This window comes from Streptomyces sp. NPDC000229 (genome assembly GCF_040300825.1).
GTDB lineage: Bacteria > Actinomycetota > Actinomycetes > Streptomycetales > Streptomycetaceae > Streptomyces.
Map to the genome: position 1 here is coordinate 67,815 of NZ_JBEPEL010000015.1, position 15,091 is coordinate 82,905.

Below are 15,091 nucleotides of genomic sequence, written 5' to 3' on the forward strand. Positions count from 1 at the left end.
CCCTGCCCCACGGTGGACCGGACCGCCGGGCAACGAGCAATCCGGCGACTGGGACCGCTATGCCTGGGCCGGGAGCGGCTGACGGTACGCGGCGAGCCCGGGTGCGGTCCTCGTCGCCATGAACTCCGTGATGCGGTACGCGCACACGCCGTCGACGACGAACGGGTCGGTCGCCGTGAGCGCCTCGATCCGCGCGCGGTCCTCCCCGACCGCCAGGATGATCCCCCCGTCGCGCGGCTTCTTGCGGCCGGACGCTATGAACACGCCCGACTCGTAGTGGGAGTCCAGCCAGGCGACGTGGTCCGCGAGAAGCTCGTCCACCCGCTCGATGGGCCCGTGTAGGTCAATTCCAGTACGAACATGACCGCGAGGCTAACCGGCCCCACTGACAACCGGGTCGACCAGGGCGCCGGCTGTCCGGTCACCCCTCCCGCGGTCCCGGCGGACGTAAGGTGACCGTCACTATGACGATCATCGAAAAGCCCGCCGACTGGCCCTCCGACGAGGCGGAGGCACTGGCCGTCCAGGACGAACTCCGCAGCCGCGTCGTCCTGGACGAGCCGGGCCCGCCGCCCGGCACCGGACGGGTCACCGGCGTCGACGTGGCCTACGACGACGAGCGCGATCTCGTCGCCGCGGCAGCCGTGGTCCTCGACGCCCGCACCCTCACCGTCGTGGAGGAGGCGACCGCGGTGGGCCGGGTGTCCTTCCCGTACGTGCCCGGCCTGCTCGCCTTCCGCGAGATACCGACCGTCCTGGCCGCGCTCGACGCGCTCCGCGGAGGCCCCGGACTGGTGGTGTGCGACGGCTACGGCCAGGCCCACCCGCGCCGGTTCGGCCTCGCCAGCCACCTCGGAGTCCTCACCGGCCTGCCGGTGATCGGCGTCGCCAAGAACCCGTTCACCTTCTCCTACGAACAGCCCGGTCCCGAGCGCGGGGCGTCCACTCCGCTGGTCGCGGACGGTGAGGAGGTCGGCCGGGCGCTGCGCACCCGGGCGGAGGTCAAGCCGGTGTTCGTCTCGGCCGGTCACCGGGTCGCCCTCGGCAACGCCTGCGCCCACACCCTGCACCTGACGCCCCATTACCGGATCCCGGAGACCACCCGGCACGCGGACGCCCAGTGCCGGCGGGCCCTGAAGGAGGTGACGGCATGATCGGCCGGCTCCAGTGCACCGTCCTGGACTGTCCCGACGTCCTGGCCCTGGCCCGCTTCTACCAGGGGCTGCTCGGCGGCGAGGTGAACCGTCCCGACCCCCGCTGGTCGCTCGACGCGGACTGGGCGACCCTGCACCTGGACGGCGGGCAGGTGCTGGCCTTCCAGCGGGCCGAGCTCTACCTCCCGCCCGCCTGGCCCGCCCCGTCCCGCCCCCAGCAGTTCCACCTGGACATCGGCGTGCCCGACCTCGCAGCGGCGAGGAAGGCCGTCCTCGCCCTCGGGGCCGCGCCGCTCGACGACGGCGACCCCGCCCGCGGCTGGCACGTCTACGCCGACCCGGCGGGGCACCCGTTCTGCCTCCTCCGCGACTGAGGGCGCCGGTTCAGCGCGAGTCGGCGACCCGGAAGCGGATCCCGGCCCGGCTCAGCCGCTCCAGCAGGGCGTCGCCCATCGCGGCCGCCGTGGTGACCTGCCCGGAGGTCGGGGGCAGCGTGTCGAAGGCCAGGGAGAGGGCCGACTCGGCCAGCATCTTCGCCGTCTCGTCGTAGCCCGGGTCGCCGCCCGACACCTCGGTGAACACTCGCCGCCCGCCGCCCTCGCCGACGAACCGCACCGTGAACCAGCTGCGCGCGCGGCGCTCCGCGTCCGGCCCCTGGCCCGCCTCGTAACGGTCCATCAGCCACCGCCGGGCGGGCGGCACCTGCGCCAGCGCGAACAGCGCCCCTATGGCCGCCGTTCCGCCCACGGCCACGGGCAATGCCTTGACCGCCGCGTAGTGGCGGTAGCGGAAGTCCGGACCGTACCGGGGCAGGGCCGCTGCCGAACGCGCCACCACGTTCGCGTCCAGGGTCGGCAGTGGAAGCGCCCACGCTCCGGTCTCCCGGCTGAAACGCGGCGCCCCGAGCGGCGACCGTGCCCGCCGCCCCACCAGCCGCGGCTCGTGCAACCGCCGCTCGCGGGCCGCCCGCAGCATGTGCCGGCCGCGTCCCATGGCGGTCAACGCGGAGGCGAAGGTGCCGCCGGAGAAGAAGGCGTTGGAGCGGACGAACCCGTCCACGGCCAACGGCACGCCCTCGGGCAGCTGCGACACCGTGAAGTAGACACCCAGGTCGTGCGGGACCGAGTCGAAACCGCAGGCGTGCACGATCCGCGCCCCCGTCTCGCGGGCCCGCGCGTCATGGCGTACGTACATCAGGTCCACGAACTCCGGCTCGCCGGTCAGGTCCACGTAGTCCGTTCCGGCCTCGGCGCAGGCGGCCACCAGTGGCTCGCCGTACCAGACGTACGGCCCGACGGTGGTCGCCACGACCCGGGCCGACTCGGCGAGCTCGCGCATCGAGTCCGGGTCGCCCGCGTCGGCCGTCAGCAACGGCAGGTCCGCGCACCGCGGCTGCTCGGCGGCCAGCCGGTCGCGCAGCGCCTCCAGCTTGTCCCGGCTGCGCCCGGCGAGCGCCCACCGGCAGGTCGCGGGCGCGTGCGCGGCCAGATACCGGGCGGTCAGCTCCCCGACGAATCCGGTCGCCCCGAAGAGCACCACGTCGTGGGCCCGCTCCGTGCCGTCCCGTGTCTCCATCCAGCCCCTCCGCCGTCCGCGCCGTTGTCGGAGGCAGAGGCTAGCGTGCGGGGTGAGGAGCGATTGCCCGGGTGTGCTTCCAAGCGCTTGTCCACAGGGCTTGTGCGGAGTGGAACACGTTCTTAGCATCATCACTGTTACAGCAGTTGTGTCACAGTCCTGGGGGTCATATGGCAGCGACAGGCAACGGCCCGCTCGCCGGGGTGCGCGTGGTCGAGCTGGCGGGCATCGGGCCCGGCCCGTTCGCCGCCATGCTCCTGGGCGATCTGGGCGCCGACGTGGTGCGGGTCGACCGGCCGGGCGGCGGCGGCCTGGCGATCGATCCGGCGTACGACCTCACCAACCGCAACAAGCGCTCGGTGCTCGTCGACCTCAAGGCGGACGACGGCCCGGAGCGCGTCCTGGACCTGGTCGAGCGCGCCGACATCCTCATCGAGGGGTTCCGCCCGGGCGTCGCCGAACGGCTCGGTGTCGGCCCCGAGCCCTGCCTCGCCCGTAATCCGAAGCTGGTCTACGGGCGGATGACCGGCTGGGGACAGGACGGCCCGCTCGCCCAGCGCGCCGGACACGACATCACGTACATCGCCGTCACCGGCACCCTCTCCATGATCGGCAAGGCCGGCGAACCGCCGACGGTGCCCGCCAACCTCGTGGGCGACTACGCGGGCGGTTCGCTCTACCTCGTCGTCGGCGTCCTCGCCGCGCTGCACCACGCGCGCGTGGAGGGCGGCAGCGGCCAGGTGGTCGACGCCGCCATCACCGACGGAGCCGCCCACCTCGCGACCATGATCCACGGCATGATGGCCGCCGGTGGCTGGCAGGACCGGCGCGGTGCGAACCTCCTGGACGGCGGCTGCCCCTTCTACGGCACCTATGAGACGGCCGACGGCCAGTACATGGCGGTGGGTGCGCTCGAGCAGCAGTTCTACGACGAGTTCGTCCGTCTGCTCGGCATCAAGGACACCGCGCCCGCCCGCAAGGACTTCGACCGCTGGGGCGAGCTGCGCGCCGCCGTCGCCGCACGGTTCAAGGAGAAGACCCGAGCCGAGTGGACGGCCGTCTTCGAGGACTCGGACGCCTGTGTCGCCCCTGTCCTCTCGCTGCGGGAAGCCCCCGCCCATCCGCACCTCGCGGCCCGCTCCACCTTCACGGACCACGGCGGGATCACCCAGCCGGCCCCCGCGCCCCGTTTCTCCGCCACGCCCGGCTCCGTGACCCGGCCGCCCGCCCAGCCGGGTGCCGACACCGACGAGGTCGCCCACGACTGGGGCGTACCGAGCATCCGTACCGGCGACGACCGCTCCGGCGACGACCGCTCCGGGGACGTCCGTACCGGCGACGACCGCTCCGACGACGACAGGGGGACCAGGTGAAGCGCCGGATCTTCGAGGCCGAGCACGACGCCTTCCGTGAGACCGTCCGCACCTTCCTCGCCAAGGAGGTCCTCCCGCACTACGAGCAGTGGGAGAAGGACGGCATCGTCTCGCGCGACGCCTGGCTCGCGGCCGGCCGCCAGGGCCTGCTCGGCATCACCGTCCCCGAGGAGCACGGAGGCGGCGGCAACCCCGACTTCCGCTACAGCGCCGTCCTCGCCGAGGAGTTCACCCGCGCCGGCGCCCCCGGGCTCGCGATCGGCCTCCACAACGACATCATCGGCCCCTACCTCACCTCGCTCTCCACCGACGAGCAGAAGCGGCGCTGGCTGCCCGGCTTCTGCACCGGCGAGATCATCACCGCCATCGCCATGACCGAGCCCGGTGCCGGCTCCGACCTCCAGGGCATCCGCACCACCGCGGAGGACAAGGGCGACCACTGGCTCCTCAACGGCTCCAAGACCTTCATCTCCAACGGCATCCTCGCCGACCTGGTGATCGTGGTCGCCAGGACCACCCCGGAGGGCGGCGCGCACGGCCTGTCCCTCCTGGTCGTCGAGCGCGGCATGGACGGCTTCGAACGGGGCCGCAACCTCGACAAGATCGGCCAGAAGTCGCAGGACACCGCGGAGCTCTTCTTCCGCGACGTACGCGTCCCCAAGGACAACCTGCTCGGCGAGCTGAACGGCGCGTTCATCCACCTGATGACCAACCTGGCGCAGGAGCGGCTGAACATCGCGGTCGCCGGCATCGCCGCCGCCGAGCACCTGCTGGAGATCACCACGGCGTACGTCAAGGAGCGCGAGGCGTTCGGGCGGCCGCTCGCCAGGCTGCAGCACATCCGCTTCGAGATCGCCGAGATGGCCACCGAGTGCGCCGTCACGCGCGAGTTCGTCGACCGCTGCATCGTCGACCACTCGACCGGGGACCTCGACGCGGTTCATGCCTCCATGGCCAAGTGGTGGGCCACCGAACTGCAGAAACGCGTCGCCGACCGCTGCCTGCAGCTCCACGGCGGCTACGGCTACATGGCCGAATATCCGGTCGCCCGGGCCTTCACCGATGGCCGGATCCAGACCATTTACGGCGGTACGACCGAAATCATGAAGGAAATCATCGGCCGTTCCCTGCTCGGCTGACCCCTCCCTGAAAGGCTTGACCAGTGAGCACCGAAGCGTACGTCTACGACGCGATCCGCACCCCGCGCGGGCGCGGAAAGGCCAATGGCGCCCTGCACGGCACCAAGCCGATCGACCTGGTGGTCGGCCTCATCCACGAACTCCGCGGCCGCTTCCCCGGCCTCGACCCCGCCGCCATCGACGACATCGTCCTGGGTGTCGTCGGCCCCGTCGGGGACCAGGGCTCCGACATCGCGCGCATCGCCGCCATCGCCGCCGGGCTGCCCGACACCGTCGCCGGCGTACAGGAGAACCGCTTCTGTGCCTCCGGCCTCGAAGCCGTCAACATGGCGGCGATGAAGGTCCGCTCCGGCTGGGAGGACCTGGTCCTCGCGGGCGGCGTCGAGTCGATGTCCCGCGTGCCGATGGCCTCCGACGGCGGCGCCTGGTTCGCCGACCCGATGACCAACTGGGACACCAACTTCGTCCCGCAGGGCATCGGCGCCGACCTGATCGCCACCATCGAGGGCTACTCGCGGCGCGACGTCGACGAGTACGCCGCGCTCTCCCAGGAGCGGGCCGCCACCGCTTGGAAGGACGGCCGTTTCGAACGGTCCGTCGTCCCGGTGAAGGACCGCGCGGGCCTGGTCGTCCTCGACCACGACGAGCACATGCGGCCCGGCACGACGGCCGACTCGCTCGCCGGCCTCAAGCCCTCCTTCGCGGCCATCGGCGACATGGGAGGCTTTGACGCCGTGGCGCTGCAGAAGTACCACTGGGTGGAGAAGATCGACCACGTCCACCACGCCGGGAACTCCTCCGGCATCGTCGACGGCGCCGCGCTCGTCGCCATCGGCAACAAGGAGGTCGGCGAACGGTACGGGCTGACCCCCCGCGCCAGGATCGTCTCCGTGGCCGTCTCCGGCTCCGAGCCGACCATCATGCTCACCGGCCCGGCACCGGCCTCCAAGAAGGCCCTTGCCAAGGCCGGACTGACCATCGACGACATCGACCTGGTCGAGATCAACGAGGCGTTCGCGGCGGTCGTGCTGCGCTTCGTCAAGGACATGGGCCTGTCCCTGGACAAGGTCAACGTCAACGGCGGCGCCATCGCCATGGGTCACCCGCTCGGGGCGACCGGTGCCATGATCCTGGGCACCCTCGTCGACGAACTGGAGCGCCAGGACAAGCGCTACGGCCTCGCCACGCTCTGCGTCGGCGGAGGCATGGGCATCGCCACCGTCGTCGAGCGCGTCTGACCCCCGTCCTTTCCCGTACGGCCTTACGGAGCAGCCACCACCATGAGCCAGTCCACCACCATCCGCTGGGAACAGGACGAGACCGGGATCGTCACCCTTGTGCTCGACGACCCCGACCAGTCCGCCAACACCATGAACCAGGCGTTCAGGACCTCGATCGCGGCCGTCGCCGACCGCGCCGAGGCCGAGAAGGACTCCATCCGGGGCATCATCTACACCTCCGCCAAGAAGACCTTCTTCGCCGGCGGCGACCTCAAGGACATGATGAAGGCCGGGCCCGCCGACGCCCGGCAGATCTTCGACGCCGCCATGGAGATGAAGCGCGCCCTGCGCCGCATCGAGACCCTCGGCAAGCCGGTCGTCGCCGCCATCAACGGCGCGGCCCTGGGCGGCGGTTACGAGATCGCCCTCGCCTCCCACCACCGGATCGCCCTCGACACGCCCGGCTCCAAGATCGGGCTGCCCGAGGTCACCCTGGGTCTCCTGCCCGGAGGCGGTGGCGTCGCCCGCACCGTACGCCTCATGGGCATCGCCGACGCCCTGCTCAAGGTGCTCCTCCAGGGCACCCAGTACGCGCCGCAGCGGGCCCTGGAGAACGGCCTGATCCATGAAGTGGCCGCCACCCGTGAGGAGATGATCGCCAAGGCACGGGCGTTCATCGACGCCCACCCCGAGTCGCAGCAGCCCTGGGACGCCCCCGGTTACAAGATCCCCGGAGGCACCCCGGCGCACCCCAAGTTCGCCGCCAACCTGCCCGCCTTCCCTGCCAATCTGAAGAAGCAGATCAATGGCGCGCCCTACCCGGCGCCCCGCAACATCCTCGCGGCCGCCGTCGAGGGCTCCCAGGTCGACTTCGAGACCGCGCTGACCATCGAGTCGCGGTACTTCACCGAGCTGGTCACCGGGCAGACCGCCAAGAACATGATCCAGGCGTTCTTCTTCGACCTCCAGGCGGTCAACTCCGGCGCCAGCCGCCCCCAGGGCGTCGAACCGCGCACGGTGCGCAGGGTCGCGGTCCTCGGCGCCGGGATGATGGGCGCGGGCATCGCCTACTCCTGTGCGAAGGCGGGCATCGACGTCGTCCTGAAGGACGTGTCGGCCGAGGCGGCACAGAAGGGCAAGGCGTACTCCGTCAAGCTCCTCGACAAGGCGCTGTCACGCGGCCGGACGACCGAGGCCAAGCGCGACGAGCTGCTGGCCCGCATCACACCCACCGCCGACCCGGCCGACCTGGCGGGCTGCGACGCCGTCATCGAGGCGGTGTTCGAGGACACGGCGCTCAAGCACAAGGTGTTCCAGGAGATCCAGGAGATCGTCGAGCCCGACGCGCTGCTGTGCTCCAACACCTCCACCCTGCCGATCACCCTCCTTGCTGAGGGCGTGGAGCGCCCGGCCGACTTCATCGGCCTGCACTTCTTCTCGCCGGTCGACAAGATGCCGCTCGTCGAGATCATCAAGGGCGAGCGGACCGGGGACGAAGCCCTCGCGCGCGCCTTCGACCTCGTACGGCAGATCAACAAGACGCCGATCGTCGTCAACGACTCCCGCGGCTTCTTCACCTCGCGCGTCATCGGCCAGTTCATCAACGAGGGCGTGGCGATGGTCGGCGAGGGGGTGGAGCCCGCGTCCGTCGAGCAGGCGGCGGCCCAGGCCGGGTACCCGGCGAAGGTGCTGTCCCTGATGGATGAGCTGACCCTCACCCTCCCGCGCAAGATCCGCAACGAGACGCGGCGCGCCATCGAGGAGGCGGGCGGCACCTGGCCGGAGCACCCGGCGGACGCGGTGATCGACCGGATGGTCGACGAGTTCGGCCGTACCGGCCGCAGCGGCGGGGCGGGCTTCTACGACTACGACGAGGAGGGCAGGCGGCAGGGGTTGTGGCCCGGCCTGCGCGAGCACTTCGGCCAGGGGGACGCGACCGTCCCCTTCGAGGACATGCAGGAGCGGATGCTCTTCTCCGAGGCGCTGGACACCGTCCGCTGCCTGGAGGAAGGCGTCCTGACGTCGGTCGCCGACGCCAACATCGGTTCCATCATGGGTATCGGCTTCCCGGCGTGGACGGGCGGTGTGCTCCAGTACATCAACGGCTACGAGGGCGGACTGCCCGGCTTCGTCGCACGCGCGCGTGAGCTCGCCGAGCGGTACGGGGAGCGGTTCCAGCCGCCCGCGCTGCTGGTGGAGAAGGCCGATCGGGACGAGACGTTCAGCGACTGAGCGCGCTCTATACGTCGCCGGGGCGGCCGTCGTCGACGCGGCGGTCGTCCACGTGGCGGCCCAGCGCGCGCCCGTAGCGGCGTGAGACCTCCGGCATCAGTGAGCTGCCTTCCGCCGGGCGGGCGAGGCCGAACACGTACCCCGGGAAGTCGAGTTCCCGCTGCACCGCCCAGATCTCCCCGTGATCGTCCGGCGGGAACAGCTGCCCCGGATCACCCACGGCGACCCAGCCGATCGGCACGGTCGTGTCCTCGGCCAGCACAGTGCGCAGATGGACGACGGCATTGATCCGGACCTCACAACGGGCCCCGACCCGCGCGCCGTTGAACACCCGGGTGCCGGTGGCCAGGAAGACGTCGTCGGCCGCCTCGCAGCCGACGAGGTACGCGCCCGGGCCCACGAGCACGTGCCGGCCCAGCCGCAGCGGGTCCTGGCGCGTACCGCGCAGCACCGCGTTCTCCATCACGATGCAGCCCTCACCCAGCTCGACCGGGCCGCCCTCGGCGGTCAGGACCGCCCCGAAGAGGACCCGGCAGCCGGGCCCGACCCGCACGTCACCGCAGAGCGTGGCGTTGGGCGCCACATAGGCGGTGGGATCGACGGTGGGCGTGTGCCCCTGGTGCTCGAACAGCATGGCCATGGTCCGCATCGTGCCACCCTCCGGCGCACCGCGCCCGGAAGGAAGCGCCGTCACTCCGCGCGGAACGCGGCGCGCAGCTCCTCCTTCAGCGACCGCTGGAACGCCGTCACCAGCGCCTGGACCACCAGCGGCTGCATATGGGCGGACAGCGACTTCATCGCCGCCAGGTGCTCCGGGTCCGACTCGCGCTCCCGGTACGGACCCCACACCTCGTCCCGGAACAGCCGCGTCAGCTCCTGGGCGGCCGACCGGGTGTGTTCCACCAGGACCGTGCGCGACGCCAGGATCGTCTCGTGCGCGATGGGTACGTCCAGCAGCCGCACCCCCAGCCGCAGCAGGCCCGGGTCCACCCGGAAGGTGTCGTCCGCCTCCGTACGGGCCAGCACGTCCATCGCGGCGAGCCGGTCCAGGTCCTCGTCGCCGAGCGTCCGGCCCGCGCGCCGCTCCAGCTCCGCCCGCGACATCTCCTCCGGCGCGTCCGGTGCCCAGGTCGCCACCAGGGCGCGATGGATGGCCAGATCGTGGGCGCTCAGATCGGGCGGGAGCTGCTCCAGGTACCGTTCGATCGCGGCGAGCGTCATGCCCTGGTGCTGGAGCTCCTCGATGAGCGCGAGCCGGGACAGGTGCTCCGGACCGTAGTGCCCCACCCGGCGCGGGCCGATGACCGGCGGGGGCAGCAGGCCCCGGGTGCTGTAGAACCGGACGGTGCGCACGGTGACGCCCGCCCGGGCGGCCAGCTCGTCGACGGTCAGCGTCGGCTGCTGCTCCTCGGTCTCGGTCGCCTCGGTCGCCATGCGGGTCCTCACTTCCGGATGGTGGGTTCCGTACAACAGTATTGCTGTCTCACCATTGCTGTGAAAGCCATGGGTGATGGTCAGCGGTGGCCCGCACGGTGGTTCGCATGGACGGGATCGCTTACGCACGGGGGGAAGTCCACCAGCGGGCGTTCGACACGGACGGCACGCAGCTGCGGCGCCGACTGCTCGACCAGCTGGCCGCCCAGCCGGACACCGTGACCGCCGTCGTCGCCCTGGCCGACGACCGGCCGGTGAGTTCCGCGCGCCTGGAACTGCCGCCCGGCGCCGCGTTCGCCGGACTGTGGGGCGGCGGCACGGTACCGGAGTGGCGCGGCCGGGGCGTCTACCGCGCGCTGGTCGCGCACCGCGCCCGCCTCGCGGCCGAGCGCGGCTACCGCTACCTCCAGGCCGACGCCTCCGACCGGAGCCGCCCCGTCCTCCGGCGCCTCGGGTTCACCCGGCTGTCCACGACCACCCCGTACGTCTACGAGCCCTGACCTGCCGGCGACGGCAAGTGGTGCGCCAGCGCCCCGTGCGGGTCCGTGCCCCGCTGGGGGGCGTGATCGACGTGGACGGTGACCCCCGCCAGCCGGGGCACCGCGTGCAGCAGGGCGTGCTCCGCCGCGACCGCCACCGCGTGCGCCTGCACGACCGTCAGCGACGGATCCACCACCACGGACGCCTCCGCCCGCAGTGTGTGACCCAGCCACCGCATCCGCACGGCGCCCACCGCCCGGACGCCCTCGACATGTGCCAGCACATGCTCCGCCCGGTCCACCAGATCCGGGTCGACGGCGTCCATCAGCCGGTGCCAGACCTCGCGCGCCGCGCCCCGCAGCACCAGCAGGATCGCGCCCGTGATGACCAGGCCGACCAGCGGGTCCGCCCACCACCACCCCAGAGCCGCGCCGCCCGCGCCCAGCAGCACGGCCAGCGAGGTGAACCCGTCCGTGCGGGCGTGCAGTCCGTCGGCGACCAGCGCGGCGGAGCCGATCGCCCGGCCCGTGCGGATACGGGCCCTGGCCACCCACTCGTTGCCGACGAAGCCCACCAGGCCCGCCGCCGCGACGGCCGGCAGATGGCTCACCTCCTGCGGGTCCAGCAGCCGCCGCACCGCCTCGTAGCCGGCGAAGGCGGCCGACGCGGCGATCACCAGCACCACGAACACCCCCGCCAGGTCCTCGGCCCGGCCGAAGCCGTAGGTGTAGCGGCGCGTGGCGGCCCGTCGGCCCAGCACGAAGGCGAGCGCCAGCGGCAGCGCCGTCAGAGCGTCCGTGGCGTTGTGCACCGTGTCGCCGAGCAGAGCGACCGAGCCCGACAACGCGGCGATGACCGCCTGCACGACGGTCGTCGCGGCGAGCACCGCGAACGAGAACCACAGCGTCCGCAGCCCCGCCGCCGAGCCCTCCAGAGCGGCGTCGAGCCGCTCACCGTGATGATGGTGATGGTGGTGTCCACGACCCGTCATGGACACCACCATGACAGCCCGACCGCCTTGCGGCCACTGCCGAAAAGCGGCCCCTGACCAGCTGCGAAAGCCTTGCGATTACCTGGCGGACGCGATGACCGGGTAGTGGTCCGACAGATTGGTGTACGTGTACTGCTTGCCCCAGCTGGAAACCGTCCAGGGCGCGCTCTGCTCCCTGATCACCTCGTTGGTCCAGCCGGCCGGCCTGGCGTGACCGGCGCGGTGGAGGACATGGTCGAGGTCCTCGCGCGGGTCGTCGGGGTAGCGTTCGGAGGCGATCGAGTTCACCTCGGTGTCGAAGGAGTACGGGTGGCCGGTGCGCGCGTCCGGCCCCGCGAGCCCCGCGTCGGCCAGCATCGTTGCGTACTCGCCGCTGTGCGAGTCCACGTTGAAGTCGCCCGCCACCAGCACCTGCTCGGACGCCGGGATGTTCTTGGCGTCCAGGAAGGCGTCCATCGCCTTGAACTGCCGGCTGCGCATCAAAGCCGCCTCGCCGCTGTCGCAGCCCGGGTCGGTCGACTGGGCGTGTGTGCCGACCACGTGGACGCGGGTGCCGTTGACGTTCAGCACGGCGTAGACGAAGCCCTTGTTGGAGTACCAGTCGGCGCCGCACGCGTCCTTGTAGACGTACTGCTCCTTGCGGATGATCGGCCACTTGCTGAGCACCGTGACACCACCGTCCTCCGGCGTCGTGGCCGAGTACGCGCCGCTCGTGGCGTCCCACCCGGTCGTGCCCCGGCCCATCACCGGCGTCTGGTAGGGGTACTGGGCGGCGGCGTTGCGCATGAGCGTGTCGGAGGCGGAGTTGTCGAACGCCTCCTGGAGCACCACCACGTCCTGGCCGCGGAAGAACGGCGCTGCCGGTATCTCCTTCGCCCGGTGGTCCTGCCCCCAGTTCGGGTAGAGCGTCTTGCTGAAGAGGAACGCGTTGTACGAAAGCACCTTGAGCGCGGGCGTCCCGGCCTCGGTGGAGGAGGCCGAGGCGGACGGGGCGGTCACCGCCATCGCGGCGGCGGCCAGCACGGTGGAGAGGGCAGCGGACAGCGCGGCGCGCTTCGGGGATCGCGGCACGGAAACTCCAGAAAGAGGTGGGGGGTTGGACATCGCGCGGCACATCAAATCAGCCCCGGTTACTTTCCGGTAGCCATTGCGTGCAGGGAACCTTGCGTGCCCCGGTCCACCACACCAACTTGTCCGCGGCGGATACTGGGACCATGAGCACGTCCTCCGCCACGCACGATCCCGCACCGCCCCCGCCCGGCGGAGTCCTCTGGAGCCTCGCGGGCGACATCCGCGGCCTTCTGATGCTGCCCGCCGCTCTCACCCTCCAGGTCGCCCATCCCGCCGTCGGCGCCGGTGTGGACGAGCACTCCGTCTTCCGTACCGACCCCTGGGGCCGCGGCGAGCGCTCCCTGCGCTCGCTACAGCTCTGGGTGTACGGAGGCGAGGAAGCCGCCGAGGAAGGGCGCCGGCTCCGCAAGCTGCACGCGACCATCCAGGGCACCGACACCCGGGGCCGCCGCTACCACGCCCTCACCCCCGCGAACTACGCCTGGGTCCACGCCACCGGATTCCCCGTCTTCCACCACGCCTATCGCTACCTCGTCCGGCCGATGACCGAGGAACAGGAACGCCGGCTGTACGCGGAGTGGCTGCAGGTCGGCCGCATCCTCGGCCTGCACGACCGGGACATGCCCCAGACGATCGAGGAATTCTGGCCCTACTACCGCAAGATCCTCGCCGACGAGATCGAGGCCACCGTCGTCGTACGCGAACTCGTCGCCACCGACAGCCCGGTACCCCCGCCCGACCACGGGCCGCTGTCGCTGCGGCTCCTCCTGCGGTTCCTGTGGCCGCTGCTCCTCCCGCCGTTCACCCGCTTCCGCCGTTTCCTCACCATCGGCCTGATGCCGCCGGACGCGCGGGAGGCGATCGGCCTGGAATGGACGGACGAGCAGGAGCGGAGGCTGCGCCGCTTCGGCCGGGTCGTACGGGCCGTCGTCCCCGTGCTCCCCGAGCGGCTGCGCTACCTCCCGCTCGCGAGGGAGGCGCGCAAGCAACACCGGAAGCACCGGCTCAGCCGCGAGGCCCGCGCACCCCGCCCCGCGCGATGACGTCCGCGTACCAGCGCGCGCTGTCCTTCGGCGTACGGCGCTGCGACGCGAAGTCCACGTGCACGATGCCGAACCGTTTGCCGTAGCCGTACGCCCACTCGAAGTTGTCCAGCAGCGACCACAGGAAGTAGCCCCGTACGTCCACCCCGTCCGTGAGCGCCCGGTGCACCGCAGCCAGGTGCCCGTCCAGGTAGGCGACCCGCTCCGGGTCGTGGACCTCGCCCGACGGGTCGGCGTAGTCGTCGTAGGCGGCGCCGTTCTCCGTGACCATCAGCGGTACCTCGGGCAGCTCGTCCCGCAGCCGGGTCAGCAGCTCGTACAGCCCGTCCGGGTCCACCGGCCAGTCCATCGCGGTACGCGGACCCGGCGCCGGTACGAAACGGACATGCGGCTCGGCGCCCGGCCACGGGGACGGCGCCTCGGACCTACCCGCCGCGACGACCGTGGGGGAGTAGTAGTTGATGCCCAGCGAGTCGATCGGCGTGGCGATCACCTCCAGGTCCCCGTCCCGCACGAACGACCAGTCCGTGAGCGCCGCCGTGTCCTCCACCAGGTCCGCCGGGAGGCGCCCGTGGAAGACCGGGTCCAAGAAGATCCGGTTGCCCAGCGCGTCGACCCGCCGAGCGGCCTCACGGTCCTCACCGGCATCCGAAAGGGCGCGCACCGCATGGAGGTTCAGCGTCAGCGACACCTCCGCCGACGGCGGGAGGGCGGCGCGCAGAACCTGGACCGCCCGCCCGTGCGCCAGGTTCAGGTGGTGCGCGGCACGCAGGGACGCGGCAGCGTCGGTACGGCCCGGGGCGTGCACCCCCGAGGCGTACCCCAGGAACGCCGCGCACCACGGCTCGTTCAGCGTCGTCCACGTCGTGACGCGGTCGCCCAGGGCGCCGGCCACGAGCCCGGCGTACTCGGCGAACCGTTCCGCCGTCTCCCGGTGCGGCCAGCCGCCCGCGTCTTCCAGCTCCTGCGGCAGGTCCCAGTGGTACAGGGTGACGACCGGCCGGATGTCCGCGCTCAGCAGCTCGTCCGTGAGCCGCCGGTAGAAGTCCAGGCCCTTCTGCACCGCCGGCCCCCGGCCGGTCGGCTGCACCCGCGGCCACGCGACGGAGAACCGGTAGTCCGTCACGCCCAGGTCCTTCATCAGGGCGACGTCCTCGGCCGTCCGGTGGTAGTGGTCGGCCGCGATGTCACCGGTGTCGCCGTTGCGGACCTTGCCCGGCGTACGGCTGAAGGTGTCCCAGATGGACGGCGTCCGGCCGTCCTCGTCGGCGGCGCCCTCGATCTGGTACGCGGCCGTGGCCGTGCCCCAGCGGAAACCGGCCGGGAAGGTGAGCTCGGTCATGAGACTCCCAACGAAGGATGGAGGAAAAGGGGGGCGG

Annotated in this window: 13 protein-coding genes and 2 pseudogenes; 8 read left to right on the top strand and 7 right to left on the bottom strand. The window is 71.8% G+C overall.

The annotated features are described in order from the left end of the window. Positions 1-57 precede the first annotated feature (57 nt). Positions 58-362: pseudogene (locus ABT360_RS11205) on the bottom strand (YciI family protein). Between the two features lie 102 nt (positions 363-464). Here ABT360_RS11205 and ABT360_RS11210 point away from each other — a divergent pair. Both ABT360_RS11210 and ABT360_RS11215 read left to right on the top strand, forming a co-directional pair. Next, positions 465-1,154 (top strand): endonuclease V, encoded by a 690-nt coding sequence (locus ABT360_RS11210; RefSeq protein WP_351813776.1) that lies wholly within the window; start codon positions 465-467, stop codon positions 1,152-1,154. Continuing rightward, positions 1,151-1,528, top strand: coding sequence for a VOC family protein (locus ABT360_RS11215; RefSeq protein WP_351813778.1), 378 nt, complete (start codon positions 1,151-1,153; stop codon positions 1,526-1,528). The genes ABT360_RS11210 and ABT360_RS11215 overlap by 4 nt, the downstream gene beginning before the upstream one ends. 10 nt (positions 1,529-1,538) lie before the next feature. Here ABT360_RS11215 and ABT360_RS11220 read toward each other — a convergent pair whose 3' ends face one another. Beyond that, positions 1,539-2,729 carry a saccharopine dehydrogenase family protein gene (locus ABT360_RS11220; protein WP_351813780.1) on the bottom strand — a complete coding sequence of 397 codons (1,191 nt, stop codon included), beginning with the start codon at positions 2,727-2,729 and terminating at the stop codon, positions 1,539-1,541. A 170-nt stretch (positions 2,730-2,899) separates the two neighbouring features. On the opposite strand from ABT360_RS11220, the gene ABT360_RS11225 reads away from it, so the two are divergent. From ABT360_RS11225 to ABT360_RS11240, 4 genes are read left to right on the top strand one after another with little or no spacing between them, the layout of a single operon-like run. Beyond that, the gene (locus ABT360_RS11225) at positions 2,900-4,102 is read left to right on the top strand and encodes a CaiB/BaiF CoA transferase family protein (RefSeq protein WP_351813782.1); all 1,203 of its coding nucleotides are present in this window, start codon (positions 2,900-2,902) and stop codon (positions 4,100-4,102) included. Then, complete coding sequence (locus tag ABT360_RS11230) at positions 4,099-5,241, top strand: acyl-CoA dehydrogenase family protein (protein WP_351813784.1); 1,143 nt, start codon at positions 4,099-4,101, stop codon at positions 5,239-5,241. Before ABT360_RS11225 ends, ABT360_RS11230 begins: the two co-directional genes overlap by 4 nt. Positions 5,242-5,264: 23 nt before the next feature. Next, positions 5,265-6,479 (top strand): acetyl-CoA C-acetyltransferase, encoded by a 1,215-nt coding sequence (locus ABT360_RS11235; RefSeq protein ID WP_351813786.1) that lies wholly within the window; start codon positions 5,265-5,267, stop codon positions 6,477-6,479. Positions 6,480-6,521: 42 nt separating this feature from the next. Beyond that, positions 6,522-8,693 carry a 3-hydroxyacyl-CoA dehydrogenase NAD-binding domain-containing protein gene (locus tag ABT360_RS11240; RefSeq protein WP_351813789.1) on the top strand — a complete coding sequence of 724 codons (2,172 nt, stop codon included), beginning with the start codon at positions 6,522-6,524 and terminating at the stop codon, positions 8,691-8,693. Positions 8,694-8,700: 7 nt separating this feature from the next. Here the strand turns inward: ABT360_RS11240 and ABT360_RS11245 are convergent, their stop codons facing one another. After that, positions 8,701-9,333, bottom strand: coding sequence for a gamma carbonic anhydrase family protein (locus ABT360_RS11245; RefSeq protein WP_351813791.1), 633 nt, complete (start codon positions 9,331-9,333; stop codon positions 8,701-8,703). Between the two features lie 50 nt (positions 9,334-9,383). Continuing rightward, positions 9,384-10,127: a MerR family transcriptional regulator gene (locus ABT360_RS11250; protein WP_351813836.1), complete on the bottom strand. Its 744-nt coding sequence runs from the start codon at positions 10,125-10,127 to the stop codon at positions 9,384-9,386. Positions 10,128-10,261: 134 nt separating this feature from the next. On the opposite strand from ABT360_RS11250, the pseudogene ABT360_RS11255 reads away from it, so the two are divergent. Then, positions 10,262-10,627: pseudogene (locus ABT360_RS11255) on the top strand (GNAT family N-acetyltransferase); the annotation flags it as partial. Here the strand turns inward: ABT360_RS11255 and ABT360_RS11260 are convergent. Beyond that, a complete protein-coding gene (locus tag ABT360_RS11260; protein ID WP_351813793.1) occupies positions 10,615-11,598 on the bottom strand; it encodes a cation diffusion facilitator family transporter in 984 nt (327 codons plus the stop codon). The pseudogene ABT360_RS11255 and the gene ABT360_RS11260 overlap by 13 nt on opposite strands. A gap of 78 nt (positions 11,599-11,676) precedes the next feature. Then, entirely contained in the window at positions 11,677-12,702 is a 1,026-nt protein-coding gene (sph, locus tag ABT360_RS11265) for a sphingomyelin phosphodiesterase (protein ID WP_351813795.1), read from the bottom strand. Between the two features lie 110 nt (positions 12,703-12,812). Between sph and ABT360_RS11270 the strand changes: the two genes are divergently transcribed. After that, positions 12,813-13,712, top strand: coding sequence for an oxygenase MpaB family protein (locus ABT360_RS11270; protein ID WP_351813797.1), 900 nt, complete (start codon positions 12,813-12,815; stop codon positions 13,710-13,712). On the opposite strand, the gene ABT360_RS11275 is transcribed toward ABT360_RS11270, so the two are convergent. Continuing rightward, on the bottom strand, positions 13,675-15,054 hold the full coding sequence (locus ABT360_RS11275) for a GH1 family beta-glucosidase (protein WP_351813799.1): 1,380 nt from the start codon (positions 15,052-15,054) through the stop codon (positions 13,675-13,677). The two genes, ABT360_RS11270 and ABT360_RS11275, sit on opposite strands and share 38 nt — an antisense overlap. Positions 15,055-15,091 lie beyond the last annotated feature (37 nt).

Coding starts and splice junctions, on each gene's coding strand:
- ABT360_RS11240 (WP_351813789.1), top strand. CDS start 6,522: ATGAGCCAGTCCACCACCATCCGCTGGGAACAGGACGAGACCGGGATC.
- ABT360_RS11250 (WP_351813836.1), bottom strand. CDS start 10,127: ATGGCGACCGAGGCGACCGAGACCGAGGAGCAGCAGCCGACGCTGACC.
- sph (WP_351813795.1), bottom strand. CDS start 12,702: ATGTCCAACCCCCCACCTCTTTCTGGAGTTTCCGTGCCGCGATCCCCG.
- ABT360_RS11270 (WP_351813797.1), top strand. CDS start 12,813: ATGAGCACGTCCTCCGCCACGCACGATCCCGCACCGCCCCCGCCCGGC.
- ABT360_RS11275 (WP_351813799.1), bottom strand. CDS start 15,054: ATGACCGAGCTCACCTTCCCGGCCGGTTTCCGCTGGGGCACGGCCACG.
- ABT360_RS11215 (WP_351813778.1), top strand. CDS start 1,151: ATGATCGGCCGGCTCCAGTGCACCGTCCTGGACTGTCCCGACGTCCTG.
- ABT360_RS11245 (WP_351813791.1), bottom strand. CDS start 9,333: ATGGCCATGCTGTTCGAGCACCAGGGGCACACGCCCACCGTCGATCCC.
- ABT360_RS11260 (WP_351813793.1), bottom strand. CDS start 11,598: ATGACGGGTCGTGGACACCACCATCACCATCATCACGGTGAGCGGCTC.
- ABT360_RS11225 (WP_351813782.1), top strand. CDS start 2,900: ATGGCAGCGACAGGCAACGGCCCGCTCGCCGGGGTGCGCGTGGTCGAG.
- ABT360_RS11210 (WP_351813776.1), top strand. CDS start 465: ATGACGATCATCGAAAAGCCCGCCGACTGGCCCTCCGACGAGGCGGAG.
- ABT360_RS11220 (WP_351813780.1), bottom strand. CDS start 2,729: ATGGAGACACGGGACGGCACGGAGCGGGCCCACGACGTGGTGCTCTTC.